This window comes from Nocardiopsis listeri NBRC 13360 (assembly GCF_001570765.1).
Taxonomy (GTDB): Bacteria; Actinomycetota; Actinomycetes; order Streptosporangiales; family Streptosporangiaceae; genus Nocardiopsis; species Nocardiopsis listeri.
In genome coordinates this window covers 1-16,592 of record NZ_BCSH01000105.1, presented here as the reverse complement: position 1 = coordinate 16,592, position 16,592 = coordinate 1, and the positions used below count along the sequence as shown (strand labels likewise).

Below are 16,592 nucleotides of genomic sequence, written 5' to 3'. Positions count from 1 at the left end.
AGACACCCGAACAACCCCACCAACCCCAGGGAAATCGACCCGAGGCGCCTCGACGACTTCGAGGGTGACGAGTACAGGCGGGTCCTGGCTCCGGTCCGGCTGAGTGGTGGAGAAGGTGGCGGAGCCGGGAAGCGGTGCGGGCGAACGTCTACGTCCTGCGCCGGGCCTCGGGCGGCTGAGGCCCGGCGCGAACGGGTGGGTCAGCCTCGGTGCGGCGGGGTACTGCGTCGGGTGTCGATCCACAGCACCTGTGGGTCGTGGTCGCTGACCTGGTCGTGGAACTCGGAGTTGATCCGAACGACCTCGTAGTCGACCCGGCCGGCCAGGGCCTCGTTCACCAGGATGTGGTCGAGGGCCTGTGAATTGCCGTCGAAGACGTAGTTGTAGCCCTCGGTCGGCTCCAGCAGGTCCACCATCGGATTGGTGAGCGGGCCGTCGCCGGTGAGGATGTCCAGGGTGTGGGAGAACTGGAAGTCGTTCAGGTCACCCATCACCACCAGGTTCGCGTCGGGATCCACCGCCAAGAGCTCGTCGGCGAACTCCCGGACCAGCTCCGCCTGGGCGCCCCGCTGTGTCTCACTGGACCGGTTCGGTGGCTGTTGGACCCCGTGCAGGGCTTCGTCGCCACCCTTGGAGTTGAAGTGGTTGGTGACCACGTACACGTCGCGGTTGAGGGCCCGGAAGTGGCCGACCAGGGGTTTGCGGCTCTCCTCCCAGGCTTCATCCTCGGGGCTGATGCGGCCCGGGGAGACCGATAGTTCGGCCCCGTCCTCGCCCTCGACGACCTCCACGGCGGTGGTGGCGTCACCGCCCGCCACGTCCACGAAGCGGGCCCGGTCCGGGTTGAAGAGGAACGCGTTGCGGATGTTGCCGCCGGGCACGCCGCCGTCCTGCTTGTCCTCCGGACTGATCTGGCGCCACTCGTAGGAGGGACCGCCGGCGGTGGCGATCGCGTCGACGAGTCGGTCCAGGGTGAGGCCGGCATCGACCACGCCGTCGTCGCTCTCACCGCTGTCGTCCTGGATCTCCTCCAGACCGACGATGTCGGGGGAACCGACGTACTCCACGAACCCCTCGGCGAGGGCGTCGAAGTCCGCCTGGTCGTCGGTGCCACCGAGGTTCTCGACGTTGTAGGTGGCCACGGAGACCTCGTGCCGCTCGGTCTCACGGACCGGCCGCCGTTCCAGGTCGCCCGTGACGTGCTCGCCCAGGGTCGTGGCGCGGATGAGGTGACCACCGAACCGGCTGTAGTACACGGGCCCCTCGGTGACGCCGGTGAGGGTGTCGCCGACGTTCGCTTCCGGGAAGGGGCGCTCCGCGTGGTCGACCAGCGACTCGATCTTCACCCGGCCGCTGTTGGGGTCGTCGTAGGAGCCGTAGTGGGCACCGCCGTTCGCCGTGGTGTTCTCGTCGGCTCGCGTGGTCACCCACAGGGCGTCGTAACCGTCGGTGGGCGCGATGACGGGGGCGTCCTCCACCCGGACCCGCATGTGCTCGTGCGCGGCCCAGAAGTCGAGGGCGTAGGCGTCGGGTTCCAGTTCCAGTTCGGAGATGTCGCCGCCGTGGTCGGGCGCGTAGGCCTCAGGGACGGTGTCCTCTTCCAGCAGGACCGACTCGGGTAGCTCGTTGCCGCTGGAAACGACGTTCCAGGACGCCTGGTCGAGTTGGGTGATGGTCTGGGCGTCCTCCTGCGGGGAGTACTCGCTCACCCGCCCGGAGACCAGCACCTCGTCACCGACCTCGACGTCGGGGGTGGTGGACCCGGTGAAGACGAACAGCGCTTCGCTGGTGCGGGGGTCGTCGTCGCCCTCGGGGTCCTGGAACCAGAAGCCCTGCGCGCTGCCGAATCCGGCGATGGCGGTGACCACACCGGGCAGTCCGGTGACCTCCTCGCCCACCAGGGGCGAGGTCCGCGTGGTGCCTTGAACGTCGTGGACGCGCAGGTCGCCCGGTTCGGTCGGCGCCTGTTCGCCATCGGCCAGGGCCGGCACCGCAGCGACCAGTCCGGCACCCAGGGCCATGGCGGCGAGGACGACGCCGGTGGTTCGGTGGGGGGTTAGGGACACGCCTGCATCTCCGGTGGTGTCGGGGGTGTGGGGATTTTGTGCCGGCTCATCATCGCCCTCGGGGGTGTCCGCTCGAAAGAGTGGGCGTGAAAAGAAGACGAAGCGCGATCCGATTGTGGTGATCCCATGACAAGGCGTCGCCCCGAACCCGGTGTGATCCTCCAAGTCCGGGGCGCGCCATCACCCTCGTTCCGTCACAGGCGGGGGTCGACCGGTTCGGTCTCCAGCGCCAGCAGCGCGAAGACCGGCTCGTGCACCCGCCACAGCGGTTCGCCCGCCGCCAGCCGGGACAGGGCCGTCAGCCCGAGCTTGTGCTCGCGCATGGCCAGTCCCGCCTTGCGGCCGAGCCTGCGGTCCTTGAGCACCGCGATCCGTTCGGGGTCGGTGTAGTCGGCCCCGTAGACGATCCTCAGGTATTCGGGTCCGCGCACCTTCAGTCCCGGCTGCGCCAATCCCTTGCGGGCCATGGCCCGTGCCCCGAGCAGCGGTTTGACCACCATGCCCTCACCACCGACGTCGACCATTTCCCGCCACCACTCGGCGGCGGCCTCGCAGGCGTCGCCGTCGGTGGTGTCCACGACCCGGTAGCGGGTGCGGTGGATCATCGGGTGGGCGTCGGCGAGCTGTTCGGCCACGCTCATGTGCCAGAGATGATCGGCCTCGGTGTACTCGTGCCCCTCGGTGGCCAACAGCATGAACGGGGCGAACCGCAGGCCCTTCACGCCGTCGGTCTCCCAGGTGTAGCGGCGGTAGACGTCGCTGAACGCCGCCATCTGCCCGGTGCGGCGTTCGATGGTCGCGGCGAGCCCGGACACGTCCACCCCGCGTTCGGCCGCGGCGGCCAGCGCGGCGCCGGCGGCCGGCAGCGAGGCCCTCGCCGCGGCGCCCACCGACGCGTACCGGTCACGGATGAGCGAGCCGGCCTTGGCCGACCAGGGCAGCATCTCTCCGTCCAGGGCGACCCAGTCGGTACCGAGCTTGTCCCACAGGCCGGCGTCGAAGACCGCGCGACGCAGTTCGTCGACCATCGTCCTCTGGAGATCGGCGTCCTTGAAGAAGGGCCGGCCGGTGCGGGTGAAGACGATGCCGAGCTCCCCGGGTACGAAGCGCCGTTCGGCGGCGGCCTCATCCCGACACAGCACCGCGACGGCCCGCGAGCCCATGTGCTTCTCCTCGCAGATCACCTGGCCGACGCCGGAGGAACGGAAGGACTCGAAGGCCTCCGCGGGGTGTTCCAACAGGCCCGGGTCGGCCGCGGTGGGCGCGGGCGCCATCGTGGGCGGTAGGTACACCAGCCACCGCGGGTCGACGGCGAAACGGCTCATGACCTCCAGCGCGGCCATGGCGCTCTCCGCGTTCGCCCGTACGACGCCGTCGTCGGTGTCGACGAACAGACCGGCGTGGAGGTCGCCCATGCCCAGGTCGGTGATGTCGAGGACCTGACCGGCGTCGCGGTCGTCGCCCCTCGACGTCTCATCCGTCAGTGGTCGTACCGGTTCGTACCAGACCTGTTCGGCGTCCACGTCCACGATCTCGCGTTCCGGGTAGCGCAGCGCGGTGAGACGCCCACCGAACACGCAGCCGGTGTCCAGGCAGATGGTGTTGTTGAGCCATTCGGCCTTGTTGGTGGGTACGTGCCCGTACACGACCGCGGCCCTGCCCCGGTAGTCGCGCGCCCAGGGCAGGCGTACCGGCAGGCCGAACTCATCGGTCTCCCCGGTGGTCTCGCCGTACAGGGCGAAGGAGCGGACCCGACCGGAGGCACGACCGTGGTACTCCTCCTTGAGCCCGGCGTGGGCGATCACCAGCTTCCCGTCGTCCAGCACGAGGTGGCTGACGAGGCCGTCGCAGAACTCCAGGACCCGCTCGCGGAACTCCTCGCTCTCGCGCTCCAGTTGTTCGACGGTCTCGGCCAGACCGTGGGTGAGCTTGCCCGCGCCCTTGCGCATGTAGCGGACCAGCTTGTTCTCGTGGTTGCCGGGCACGCAGAGGGCGTCGCCGTCGGCGACCATCCCCATGACCAGGCGCAGCACGCCGGGGCTGTCCGGGCCCCGGTCGACGAGGTCGCCGACGAACACGGCCGTGCGCCCCTCGGGGTGGTGCGCGCCCACGGGTCGGCCCTGGTCGTCGCGTCGGATCGCGTAGCCGAGGTCGCCGAGCAGGGACTCCAGTTCGGAGCGGCAGCCGTGGACGTCACCGAAGATGTCGAAGGGTCCGGTGAGTTCGGTCCGGTCCGGCCAGGGGCGTTCCAGTTCGATCCGGACGGCGTCGATCTCCTCTTGGCCCTTGAGGACGTACACCTTGCGTACGCCCTCGCGCGCCATGCGCTTGAAACCGTCGCGCAGGTCCCGGTGCTGTCGGCGTACGACGTGGTCGCCGAAGTCGCGTTCCGGACGGGAGCGATTGCGCGCCACGGCCACGGACTCGGGCACGTCCAGCACGATCGCGGTGGTCAGGACGTTGTTGTCCTTGGCGATGCGAATGAGCTTCTCACGGGCCTTGCGCTGGACGTTGGTGGCGTCCACGACGGTGAGCAGTCCACGCCGCAGCCGGATGTCCACGATCGTGTTCAGCAGCGCGAACGCGTCGGCGGTGGCGGTCTGGTCGTTCTCGTCGTCGCTGACCATGCCGCGGCAGAAGTCGGAGCCGATCACCTGGGTGGGCTCGAAGTGCTCGGCGGCGAAGGTCGATTTCCCCGCCCCGGAGACCCCGACCAGCAGGACGAGCCCCATCCGGGGCACACCGAGCACGCGGGGCTCACGGGCGGCCTCGAGGTTCGTCTCGGTCATCGGGTGAAGACCCCCATCTGTGTCGGTGCCCCGGTCTCGGGGTGTTCGTCGCCGACCGGCAGGTACCGGACGGTGTAGCCGTACCGTTCGGCGACCCGGTCGGCCCACGCGGCGAACTCGGCGCGGGTCCACTCGAAGCGGTGATCGGCGTGACGGAGGGACCCATCGGTCAGGCCCTCGTAGTGGCGGTTGTACTCGACGTTGGGTGTGGTGACCACGACGAGGCGGGGCGCGGCGTCGCCGAAGACGACGTCCTCCATGGCGGGCAGCCTGGAGGGGTCGAGGTGTTCGACGACCTCCATGAGGACGGCGGCGTCGTGACCGTGGAAGCGTTCGTCCCGGTAGACCACGGAGCCGAGCAGCAGCTCGGTCCGGGGCCTTTGGTCGGACCGGCCCGCGGCGTCGGCGAACAGGGGCCGGTGGCCACGGCCGCCGCCCGGGTCGCAACCCTTGCAGAGCTTGCGGTGGGCGATCTCCAGACCGCCCAGGTGGACGTCCACTCCGGTGATCCGCTCCAGGTTCCGGTGCCGGACCAGCCGCTCCAGTAGCCTTCCGCCGCCGCAGCCCAGGTCGATGACGCTGGAGACGCGCTCGGATTCGATAACCGCCTCGATCGCGTCCGCCCGCCGGTCGGCCAGGGACGACTCCCGTTCCTCGACCACCGGGTCGGCGACCCCCTCCTCCGATTCCTCATGTTCGGTCAGACGGGCCAGGGCGGTGCGCACGTACCGATCCCGGCGGGCGAGGTAGCGCCGGGTGATCCATTCGCGTTCGGGGTGCTCGGCGAGCCACCCCGCGCCGTCCTCGGATTCGACCCCGTCCACGGGGGCTCCACCGGCGCGCAGCAGTTTGTCGATCTCGGTGGAGTCCACCCAGTAGTGCCTGTTGCCGCCCTCCATCGCGGGCAGCAGCACGTACAGGTGGCTGAGGGCGTCGGACAGTCGCAGGGTTCCGGTCAGGGTGAGCGACAGGTAGTGGGAGTCACCCCAACCGGGCAGTCCGGGGTCCAGCGGAACCGGTTCGGCGCGCACCGTCCAGCCGAGCGGCTCGAACAGGGCACGGGCCCGCTCCGGACCCGATCGACACGGCACCGCGGGCAGGTGCAGCTCCAGTGGGATGGGTGTGGCGGCCAGTTCAGGGCGTCCCTCGCACACACCACGGATCGCGGTCCGCAGCACCCGGCCCAGCGCCACCGTGAAAAGCGACGACGAGGCGTAGGGGCGGTCGTTGACGTACTGGGCCAGGGCGAAGTCGGGGGTGCTCACCGACGTCCGCGCGCGCAGTAGCGCCTGCGGGTCGACTTCCAGCAACAGCGCGGCCGTGCAGCGTTCCTCGGTGGCCTCGGGGTAGAAGACGTGCGCCGTCCCGAAGGACTGCTCGAAGCCCTGCGCCTTGTCGGGATGTTTGTGGAGCAGGTATCCGAGGTCTGTCGCCGGGCGGGCCGTGGTCGTGATCGTCAGTAGCACCCATGCATTGTGACGGACCACCACACCTGGTCACCAGTGCTTTTCAGCCCGCGTCGGTATCGGCCTCGGGCGCCTGGCGCGGGTCCACGCCCAGTTCGGCCATGGCCCGGGCGACCTCCGCGCGGGCCGGTCCGAAGAAGGACCAGGGGACCTCGTTGTAGAACCGGCCGGCCGCGCCCAGGTGCCAGCGCGCCGGATCGGCCTCGCCCGACCGATGGAACGCCCACGCGAACAGGTGATGCGCCTGCACGTCGCGCACGTGCGGAACACCGGCCGACACCCACTCCCGAGCGAGCCGGAAGAGCTCGCGAACCCCCTCACCATGTAGCCGCCCCAGGCTCATGGACACGATGTAGGGGCTCTTGCCCTCCTCGGTCAACCGGCGCTGTTCCCCACGCAGGTACTCGGCGTGGGCCAAGGCCAATACCGCCGGGAGCGGGCTGCCCTCGGGCGCGGTGTCGGCCGCCGCGCCGGCCGCGGCGAACATCTCCTCCACCGACCCGCCACGGCTGGGGGCCAAGGCCCGGACCCGGGTCATGTGGGCGGGCATCAGGTGGGGCGCGCGAGCGTGTGCTTCGGTCCAGGAGCGTTCGCGTTCGGGCCGGTCACCGAGCCCCATGGCGATGGTCTGCAACGCGGCCCAGGGGGCGGCGTCGTCGGGGTTGAGCCGGGCGGCCTCGGTCAGGGGCACGCGTGCCTCGTGCAGCGCGGCCTCCACCGCCTTGTTCTCGGCGGTGCCGCCCGATGGCAAGGACATGGCACGGGCCAACAGGGTGTGTCCCAGCCACAGCAGGGTGTCGGCCGGGTCCGCGCCCTCCTCCACCAGGCCGGTCACCTCGTCGGTTCGGTCCAGGGCGGACCGGCCAAGGGCTTCGGCCTGGTAGGAGCGGGCCTCGGGGTCGTCCCGGGTCTCCAGCAGGAGCGAGGCGCCCACCTCGACGTCTCCCTGGCGGACCGCGGCGCAGCCGGCGCGCAGCAGCGGGTCGGCGCCAAGGGACGCCGAGACCAGTGCCCCTTCGAGGTCGGCGCCACCGAGCACCTTGGAGGGTTTCCGTCCGAATCGCCACATGCCTGCCATGTCAGCGAGGTTAGGCCATGGACCGATCGGCCTTCTCCTCCGTCTCGACGTCGGTGTCCGTCCGAGGTCGCCCGAGCGGCGTCACCAGACCCTTGGCCTTGTCACGGCGGTGGTTGATCACCTGTAGGGCGATGAGCACGGTACAGGCGACGCTGCCGGCCAGCACGAACCAGTGCGATGCCACATGGACCGACAGCAGTGACTCCACCCATCCGGTCCACTCGGGGGCGATGAGGACCAGGGCCGCGGACAGACCGAAGGCGAGCCGTTCGCCGATCATGGTGCGGCGCAGGAACCAACCCTCGATGGCTATGGCTCCGGCCGCCAGTGCGGCCGACCCCGTGACGATCGCGATCACCAGGTCGAGAACGGGACCGTCGACCTCCATGAGCGCCGAATAGGCCATGAGCAGCGGGATCAGGTAGAGGCCCTTGGCGAACTTCCACGCGGACACGCCCGAACGCATCGGTTTGGAGTCGGCGATGCCCGCCGCCGCGAAGGCCGCGAAGGCCACCGGAGGGGTCACGTTGGAGTCCTGGCTGAGCCAGTACACGATCATGTGCGCGACGATGAGCGCCAGGCCCAACTGTTCCAGCGCCGGGCCGGCCAGGATGACCAACACCACGTAGGAGGCGGTCACCGGCAGGCCGATGCCCATGATCAGGGAGGCCAGCGCGACCATCACCAGGGTCATGAACAGGTTCCCGGCGAAGGCGTTGACCAGCACGTCGGAGAAGACCAGGCCCAGGCCGGTGAGGCCGACCACCCCGACGATGATGCCGGCGACGGCGCACGCCACCGACACCGGCAGGGTGCTGCGGGCGGCCATGACGAACACCTCCAGGAAGTCCTGGACGCTCAGGCGGCTGCCCGCACGCAGCATGGCCACGACCAGCAGGGCGCCACAGGCCGCCAGGCCCGCCTGCGTGGGCGGCACGTAGTTGAGCAACAGCACGATGAGCAGGACCAACGGGGCCAGGAAGTGCCAGCCGGCGCGCATTACGATCGCGAAGGCGGGGACGTCCTCCTTCTTCATCGTGCCGACGTTGTGCTTGCGGGCGAGAATGTCCACGAACAGGAACATCAGCGCGAAGTACATGATCGCGGGGATGATCGCGACCTTGACGATGTCGGCGTAGGGGATGCCCAGGCGCTCGGCCATGAGGAACGCGCCCGCGCCCATGATGGGCGGCAGGATCTGGCCACCGGTGGACGCCGCGGCCTCCACGCCCGCCGCGTCGTGCTTCTTGTAGCCGACCCTCTTCATCAACGGAATCGTGAACGGGCCGGTGGTGACCACGTTGGCGATGGCGCTGCCCGAGACCGAACCCATCAGGGCGCTGCCCAGTACCGCGCCCTTGGCGGGGCCGCCGACCATCCGCCCGGTGAGGACGTAGGCCAGCCCGACGAAGAAGTTGCCGCCGCCGGTCTTGGACAGCAGCGCGCCGAACAGGATGAACACGAACACGAAGGTGACCACGACCCCGAGCGTCAGCCCGTAGATGCCGTCGTTGCCCAGGTAGGTGTGGGTGGCGATGCGCTCGTAGGTGGCTCCCGAATGACCGAACCGGCCGGGGATCATCGGGCCGATCCAGGCGTAGTACAGGAAGCCCGCCACGAGGATCACCATGACCAGACCGACCGAGCGGCGGGTGGCCTCCAACAGGATCACGATCGCGACCGCGCCCATGATCCAGTCCAGTTCGGTGTAGGCGCCCGCGCGGCGGGCCAGTTCGGACTGGAAGATGATCGGGTAGAGGCTGACCACCACGGTGCCAACGACCATGAGCAGGTCGATCACCGCGCCGATCACGAGCAGGATCGGATTGCCGTCGACCTTGCCCTTCTTGAACGGCGGCATGATGAGGAAGACCAGCAACATCACCAGCATCAGGTGGATGAGGCGCTGCTGGCGGGCGTCGAGCCCGGCGCGCAGGGCGATGTAGAGCTGGAAGGCGGTCAGGGCGATACCGAGGAGGAGGACGACTCCGCCCATGATCGTTCCGCCCCGACCCTCTCCCCAACGCTCGGCGGCGACCTTCCGCCAGAACGGCGGGGCGTCCTCGCCGAGACCGTCGACGTCGGGCAACGCGCCGGCGGAGGTTTCGGACTTGGCCATGCTCTTCCTCGGGTTCACTGGGGTGCTTCGTTGGGTTTTCGGTCGGTGGGTGTGTCGCACTCCGGCTGAGGGTCGGAGTCGAACAGCAGTTGCAGGGTGGTCGCCCGAACGGGTTCGACCACCACCCGTCGGGAGGCCAGGCACGGGGAGAGCCGCACCTCGGAGTCGGGGGTACCGACACGGTGGTCGACCGAGGGCGCGCCCACGCGGATCGCCACCTCCGTGCCGATGTCGCGGTCCATGTCCTCGATGACCCACCACTCACCGTCGGCCCGGCCGGTGCCCTCCCCCGGTCGGTGGCCCATGCCCGCGCCGAACTGACGCAGTCGGGTGGAGTCGACCACCAGATTCCCGTCCCTGACCTCGATGTACTCCTCGATCGGCAGGTGGTCGATCGAGTGGACGTAGGAGATGGTGAACAGCTCACCCTCGGCCAGGGACAGGTGACCGAGCCGGTCCTCGTCCACGCTCAGTCGGAGCGCGGGCCACAGCGGCAGCGTCGCGGCGGCGGTGACCGCCGCCCCCACGAGGAGGGCGGCGGCGATGGCGGACCGGAGCACGGATGCCTACTCTTCGGTGGTGTCGGCCTCGGGCAGCAGGTCCTCGGGGATCTCGACGCCCTCTTCCTCATAGAAGCGGACGGCGCCCGGGTGGACCGGGACCGGGCTGTTCTCGATGGTCTCCGGGACGAGGTAGTCCTCGCCCGGGGCGTAGACGCCGATGACCTCGTCGATGTTGTCGAACATCGCCTTGGTGATCTCGTAGGCCTGGTCCTCGTTGAACTCACCGGACACGACCAGGGCGTTCCACACCGCGATGGTGTTCACGTCGTCGTCGACACCTGGGTAGGTGCCACCGGGGATGGTGTGCTCGGTGTAGCCGCCGTAACCGGCGACGATGGCCTCTCGCTCCTCGTCGCACATCTCGATGATGTCGATGTCCTCGGTGGTGCCGAGCTCGGTGATGCCCGAGTGGCCCTCGCCGACGACCCAGGAACCGGCGTCGAGCTGGTTGTTGGTCAGGGCGTTGGCGGTCTCGGCGTAACCCAGCTGCTGGAGCTCGACCTCGGTCGAGGCGATCTCCAACGTCTCGAACACCTGGTTGGTGGTGGCCTCGTTGCCGCTACCGATGTCACCGACGGAGTAGCGACTGCCCACCACGTCGGAGAAGCACTCGAAGCCCTTCTCCGCGGCGATGTCGGTCAGGGTCACCGCGTGGAACACGTTCGGGTACATGACCGCGAGGGAGTAGGTCTGGGCCGGGTCGCCCTCGAAGTCGCCGGTGCCGGTGAAACCCTGGTCGGCCGCGTCGCCCTGGACGATGGCCAGGTGGCCGTCGCCGCTGTTGAGCAGACGAATGTTCTCCACGGAGGCACCGGTGGCCTCGACGGAGGCGCTCTGACCCTCCAGGTTGTCACCGATGATGGTGCGCAGCGCGCCACCGATCGGGTAGTACACACCGCTGGTACCACCGGTGACGATGCTGAGGTCGGACTGGACCGGGGCTCCGCCGAGCCCGACGTCCTCGGTCGCCTGCTCTGCCGGCTGCGCGCCACAGGCGGCGAGCGTGACGACACTGGCGGGGATGGCGGCCAGGGACAGCAGAGTGCGTCGCATGGTCGGTCGGTCCTCTCGGATGTTCTTGGGCAGGGGGGATCAGGGTTGTGACCAGGGCCACTATCCGTCGCCAGAAAGGTAGTGGCCATGTCCGTGGGAGCGGTATCCCCACGGGTGGAATTTGAGCCTTTCCTGAGGTTCGGACCCGGTTGCTATCGTTCACACATGGCGCGGCCCCCCAATCACCGTCTGTGGGCGACCACCCGAATCCTGTCCACCGGTCTCCTGATCGTCTGTCTGCTCTCGTGGTCACATCCCCCACGCTCGGAACCACTCCGTCTGACCATCGGTACGGGCGGGAGTGGCGGCGTGTACCACGTCTACGGCGCCGGGTTGGCGAGGGCGACCGGTCCCGACCCGAACACCCGGATCACCGCGTTGACCACCGCGGCGAGCGTGGAGAACAACCGACTGGTCGCCTCCGGCGCGCTGGACGCCGCCTTCACCCTCGCGGACGTGGCCGCGCTGGCCGTCGAGGGTCGCGAACCGTTCGATCGGCCGCTGCCCATCAAGGCGATCGCCCGGTTGTACGACAACTACACGCACGTGGTGGTGCGCGCGGACTCCCCCTACGAGGAGGTCGCGGACCTGGCCGGAACCACGGTGTCGGTGGGAGCCAGGGGCTCGGGCACCGAGATGATCGCCGAACGGCTACTGGACACCGCCGGCCTGGCCGAGGGCACCGACTCGGACGTGACCCGACACCGGTTGTCCATCGGCGGCTCGGTCCGAGCGTTGGAGGACGAACGCATCGACGCGTTCTTCTGGTCCGGAGGCCTGCCGACCCAGGCCGTCTCCGACCTGGCCGCGCGGACCCCGGTGCGTCTGCTGGATCTGTCCGAGCACGTCCCGACGCTGGTGGACGAGCATGGCGAGTTCTACTCCGAACTCCCCGTACCCGCCGGGACCTACGAGAACGTGCCCGCGGTGCGCACCATAGGGGTGCCGAGCCTGATGGTGGCCGGTTCCCGAATGCCGGACCGGACCGCCCGGGAGTTCACCCGGCTCCTGTTCGAGTCACAGAACGCGCTGGTGGAGATCCACCCGGTCGCCCTTCACCTGCACCCGAGATCGGCCATCGCCACCCTGCCAGTGCCACTCCACCCGGGCGCCACCACCTACTACCGGTCGGTCAAGTACGCGCACGACGAACGCCCATCGGTCCCCTGAGGGGTTCCTATGGCAGCGGTATGCGGATCCGCGCGTCGATGCCGTTCGGGTGGGCGGGCCGCAGGGTGAGTTCCGCGCCCTGGAGTTCCAGCAGGGTGACCACGATGGACAGCCCGAGCCCGGAACCACCGCCGCTGCCCCCACCGTCCCGCCAAAAGGGTTCGGTGGCGTGTTCGAGCTCTTCGACGGGGAGCCCCGGCCCGTCGTCCACCACACGCATGTCCAGGTGGCCGCCGCCCTCCGCGCACCGAACGGGTTCGTCCACGCGAACGACGATCCGGACCCCCGCGCCACCGAACTTCAGCGCGTTGTCGATGAGCACGTCCAGGGCCTGGTCGAGAGTGCCCTCCGCACACGGGACCGACACGCCGGAGGCGCCCTCGCAGGTCAGCTCCGCGCCGGCACGATCCGCGATGGGGAGCCACGCCGCCACCCGATCCTCCGCGACCTCCCGCGCGTCCTCCCACACCATCGAGTGCTCGGCGTCCTCGGCCCGGGCGAGGGTGAGCAGTCCGTCGCAGATACGGGTGAGTCGGTCGACCTCGTCCAAGGCCAGATGGTGGTCCTGCGCACCCTCCGGTCCCAGGTGACGGGACAGCCCGCCCACCCGAAGCCGCAGCGCGGCCAAGGGGTTGCGCACCTGGTGACCGGCGTAGGCGACGAAGGTGCGCTGGCTCTCCAGCATGGAGGTGATGGTGTCGGCCATCTGGTTGAACGACTCGCCCAGGCGGCGCAACTCCTCCGGCCCGGCGGCGGTGCGCACCCGAGTGTCCAGGCTGCCGCCGCTCACCGCGCGGGTGGCCTCGTCGAGGTCGTCGATGGGACGCAGGATCCACCGCGTGAGCGGACCGGCCGCCGTGATGCCGACCAGCATCAACGCGGTGACCACCAGCCACGCCACCCCCCACTGAACGGTGGTGGCGCGGCGCAGGGACTCGGTGGGCGAGAAGGTGACGGCGGCACCCACGACCTCACCGGAACGACCAATGGGTTCGGCGACGATGAGCGGACCGTCCTGCCAGGGCCAGACCACGCTGTCGGCGCCCATCCGGTTACCGGCCAGGGCCGTGCGCACCGGGCCGGGCACCGCCTCCCCGCTCTCGGGCCAGCCGTCCGGGTCCAGGTCCGCCAGGGTCAGTCCCGGTCGAGAGGACGCCACCACCGCGCCGTCCCGGTCCACCACCACCGCCGCGATCCCGTAGACCTCCTCGTAGGCGGTGAGTTCGGCGGAGAGGGTGCCCTCGCTACCGGTGAGGACGCTGGGCTCGGCCAGCCCGGCGAATCGGGCGGTGTCGTTGATCCGGTCCAGCAGCATGTCCGAGGTGCCGCGAGCGGCGATGCTGACGCACAGCGGCACCGCCAACGCCAGGCAGGCCGCCACCAGCAGGGTGACGTACACCGTCACCAATCGTCTGCGCACCTCGGATCCTCAGACCCGGGAGACGGGCGAACCGACCGCCATCCGATAACCCACCCCACGGACGGTCTGGATGAGCCGGGGCACCTCCAACTTGGAGCGCAGGGTGCCGATGTGCACCTCCAGGGTGCGCAGAGTGCCGGGCCAGGAGGTCTGCCACACCCGCAACAGCAGATGCTCGCGCGAGACCACTCCGCCGGTCTCGCGCACCAGCGCCACCAGCAGGTCGAACTCCTTGCGGGTGAGCTCCACCGGACGCCCCTCGCAGGTGACGGCGCGGGTCCCGGTGTCCACCCGGACGGGGCCCGCCTCCAGCACGGTGCCCGCACGCGTGCCGATGCGACGCAGCACCGCTTCCATCCGAGCGCACAGTTCCTCGATGGCCAGGGGCTTGACCACGTAGTCGTCGGCGCCCGAACGCAGCCCGAGGACGCGTTCGCGCTGCCGTCCCCGTGCGGTGACCATGATGATGGCGGTGTCCCCGAAGTCCTGGCGTTCACGGAGCGCACGACACAGGTCGATGCCGTCCATGTCCGGGAGGCCGAGGTCCAGCAGGACGACGTCCGCCGGGGACGCGGCGAGCGCGTCCCCGGCGGTACGAACCTGCACGACCTCGTAGCCGTTGGTCTCGAGCGCCCCGGCGAGCGCGTCGGCGAGCCGGACGTCGTCCTCGACGAGCAGCACCTTGATCATGACCGAGGGTCCTTCGCGGAGGGGGGTATGCGTAACAACACGGTGGTACGCACCCTAACCGCCTCGTGCGAACCCCGTCAGGAATGGGCTCCCGACCGACCGATGTGCACGTCCGGAACGATCTCCGGAGCTCCGAGCTGGACCGCGTCCGCCTCCTGGTCGGTGTCCTGCTCCTGGGCCACCCGCTCGGCCTCGATGCCCTTGCGGTAGAACTCCACCTCGCGTTCCACCTGCTCCTTGGTCCACCCCAGGGGTTCGGCCATCAGCTCGGCCGCCTCCGCCGCGGCGGCGATGCCCCGGTCCCAGGTCTCGAAGGAGATGCGGGTACGACGGGTCAGGACGTCCTCGAGGTGGCGGGCGCCCTCCGCATGCACCGCGTAGACGACCTCCGCCCTCAGGTAGTCGTCGGAACCGGCCAACGGACGGGCCAGGTCACGGCGCTCCTTGATCAGGTCGAGGAGATCGTGGACCTGGGAGCCGAACCGGCGCAGCAGGTGCGTGATCCGTGAGACGTGGAGCCCGGAGTCCCGGGCCAGACTGTGACGCTGGTTGTACAGGGCCGCGTACCCGTCCGCGCCCACCAGGGGCAACTTGTCGGTGACCGAGTTCGGGACGGCCCCGCCCAGTCCGTGCGCCACCGCGTCCACCGCGTCCTTGGCCATGACCCGGTAGGTGGTGTACTTGCCGCCCGCGATGAGCACCAGGCCCGGCACCGGGTGGGCGACGGTGTGCTCTCGGGACAGCTTGGAGGTCTCGTCGGACTCCCCCGACAGCAACGGCCGCAGGCCCGCGTAGACACCCTCGACGTCGTCCCGGCTCAACGGCGTGCGCAGCACCTGGTTGACGTGGTCCAGGACGTAGTCGATGTCGGTGCGGCTGGCCGCGGGGTTCTCCTTGTCCAGGTCCCACGGGGTGTCGGTGGTGCCGATGATCCAGTGGCGGCCCCACGGGATCACGAACAGTACGCTCTTCTCGGTCTGCAGGATCATCCCGGACGAGGCCTGGATGCGGTCACGCGGTACCACCAGGTGCACGCCCTTGGAGGCGCTGACGTGGACCTGGCCACGGCCTCCGACCATCTCCTGGATGTCATCGGTCCACACACCCGCGGCGTTGACCACCTGGCGGGCCCGGATCCGGACCTTCTCGCCGCTCTCCAGGTCGGCGGCCATCGCCCCGACCACGTGTTCGCCCTCACGGAGGAACTCGACCGCCTGCACCCGGGAGGCGATCCGCGCGCCCAGTCCCGCCGCCGTGCGCAGGACCGTGGTGACGAATCGGGCGTCGTCGACCTGGCAGTCCCAGTACTGGATCGCGCCGGCCAGGGAGCTGCGTTTGAGCGCCGGGAACACCTTCATCGCGCCGGACCTGGTCAGGTGTCGGTGCGAGGGCAGTCCCCGGTTGTTGCGGGAGCTCATCGCGAGCGCGTCGTAAAGGGTGACGCCGGCGCCGATGTAGAACCGCTCCCAGTGATGCTGGAACGGGAACAGGAACGGCACCGGACGCACCAGGTGCGGCGCGATGGTGGTGAGCAACAGACCGCGTTCATGGAGCGCTTCACGGACCAGCTCGAAGTCGAATTGTTCCAGGTAACGCAGGCCGCCGTGGATGAGTTTGCTGGATCTGCTGGAGGTACCCGAGGCATAGTCACGCGCCTCGATCAGCCCCGTGGAGAGTCCGCGTGAGACCGCGTCCAGGGCGATGCCCGCCCCCACGATCCCGCCTCCGACAACGAGGACGTCGAGCTCCTCGTCCGCCATGGATGCCAGCGCCTCGGTGCGGCTCTCAGGTCCCAGCCAGGTGGTCGCCATTGGTCGTCCTCCGTATCGATGGGTCTTCCTCCCAGGCGCATACCCGCCCAAAGCCCCGTCCATCGGACCGATCGGTGTGGCGACCGACCGGTGAGGCCTCAGGTTAACCGCAGGGCCCGCCCCGCTCGCGGCGCCACACGGATGGCCAGGGCCAGGAACGCCACGACGGTCAAGCCGCTACCAGCGCCGCGAGTCCGACCGCTCCGCCGAGTTGCTGCGCCGTGGACACCGTAGCCGAGGCCACCCCCTGCCGGACGGTGTCGACTTCCTCCCCCGCCACCCTGGCGTTCCACCTGCTCAGTGGTGGCGGGGTGGGGGTGGGTTGGTGGGGCGCCTCGGGTGGGGGCTCTTGGGGTTGTTGGGCGGG

At 69.6% G+C, this 16,592-nt stretch carries 12 protein-coding genes; 1 reads left to right on the top strand and 11 read right to left on the bottom strand.

Going from position 1 to position 16,592, the window contains the following annotated elements; all coding sequences use genetic code 11:
- Positions 1–200: 200 nt before the first annotated feature.
- The 7 genes from NLI01S_RS24165 to NLI01S_RS24135 all read right to left on the bottom strand — a co-directional run bounded on the left by NLI01S_RS24165 (position 201) and on the right by NLI01S_RS24135 (position 11,134).
- On the bottom strand, positions 201–2,021 hold the full coding sequence (locus tag NLI01S_RS24165; protein WP_157091127.1) for an endonuclease/exonuclease/phosphatase family protein: 1,821 nt from the start codon (positions 2,019–2,021) through the stop codon (positions 201–203).
- Between the two features lie 239 nt (positions 2,022–2,260).
- On the bottom strand, positions 2,261–4,855 hold the full coding sequence (locus NLI01S_RS24160; protein ID WP_067609031.1) for a polynucleotide kinase-phosphatase: 2,595 nt from the start codon (positions 4,853–4,855) through the stop codon (positions 2,261–2,263).
- Positions 4,852–6,321, bottom strand: coding sequence for a 3' terminal RNA ribose 2'-O-methyltransferase Hen1 (locus NLI01S_RS24155; RefSeq protein ID WP_067609028.1), 1,470 nt, complete (start codon positions 6,319–6,321; stop codon positions 4,852–4,854). The genes NLI01S_RS24160 and NLI01S_RS24155 overlap by 4 nt, the downstream gene beginning before the upstream one ends.
- Positions 6,322–6,364: 43 nt before the next feature.
- Positions 6,365–7,390 carry a hypothetical protein gene (locus NLI01S_RS24150; protein WP_067609040.1) on the bottom strand — a complete coding sequence of 342 codons (1,026 nt, stop codon included), beginning with the start codon at positions 7,388–7,390 and terminating at the stop codon, positions 6,365–6,367.
- A 19-nt stretch (positions 7,391–7,409) separates the two neighbouring features.
- Entirely contained in the window at positions 7,410–9,518 is a 2,109-nt protein-coding gene (locus NLI01S_RS24145) for a TRAP transporter permease (protein ID WP_067609037.1), read from the bottom strand.
- 14 nt (positions 9,519–9,532) lie between these two features.
- Positions 9,533–10,078, bottom strand: coding sequence for a DUF1850 domain-containing protein (locus NLI01S_RS24140; protein ID WP_067609026.1), 546 nt, complete (start codon positions 10,076–10,078; stop codon positions 9,533–9,535).
- A 6-nt stretch (positions 10,079–10,084) separates the two neighbouring features.
- A complete protein-coding gene (locus NLI01S_RS24135; protein ID WP_067609023.1) occupies positions 10,085–11,134 on the bottom strand; it encodes a TAXI family TRAP transporter solute-binding subunit in 1,050 nt (349 codons plus the stop codon).
- A 165-nt stretch (positions 11,135–11,299) separates the two neighbouring features.
- Here NLI01S_RS24135 and NLI01S_RS24130 point away from each other — a divergent pair, with 165 nt between their 5' ends.
- On the top strand, positions 11,300–12,304 hold the full coding sequence (locus NLI01S_RS24130) for a TAXI family TRAP transporter solute-binding subunit (RefSeq protein WP_067609020.1): 1,005 nt from the start codon (positions 11,300–11,302) through the stop codon (positions 12,302–12,304).
- Between the two features lie 7 nt (positions 12,305–12,311).
- Here NLI01S_RS24130 and NLI01S_RS24125 read toward each other — a convergent pair whose 3' ends face one another.
- The 4 genes from NLI01S_RS24125 to NLI01S_RS26530 all read right to left on the bottom strand — a co-directional run.
- Positions 12,312–13,724: a sensor histidine kinase gene (locus NLI01S_RS24125; RefSeq protein WP_067609017.1), complete on the bottom strand. Its 1,413-nt coding sequence runs from the start codon at positions 13,722–13,724 to the stop codon at positions 12,312–12,314.
- 9 nt (positions 13,725–13,733) lie between these two features.
- Positions 13,734–14,414, bottom strand: coding sequence for a response regulator transcription factor (locus tag NLI01S_RS24120; protein WP_067609014.1), 681 nt, complete (start codon positions 14,412–14,414; stop codon positions 13,734–13,736).
- A 77-nt stretch (positions 14,415–14,491) separates the two neighbouring features.
- The gene (gene glpD / locus NLI01S_RS24115) at positions 14,492–16,225 is read right to left on the bottom strand and encodes a glycerol-3-phosphate dehydrogenase (RefSeq protein WP_067609011.1); all 1,734 of its coding nucleotides are present in this window, start codon (positions 16,223–16,225) and stop codon (positions 14,492–14,494) included.
- Between the two features lie 169 nt (positions 16,226–16,394).
- On the bottom strand, positions 16,395–16,592 hold a 198-nt coding region (locus NLI01S_RS26530), incomplete at its 5' end, for a hypothetical protein (RefSeq protein ID WP_223809367.1).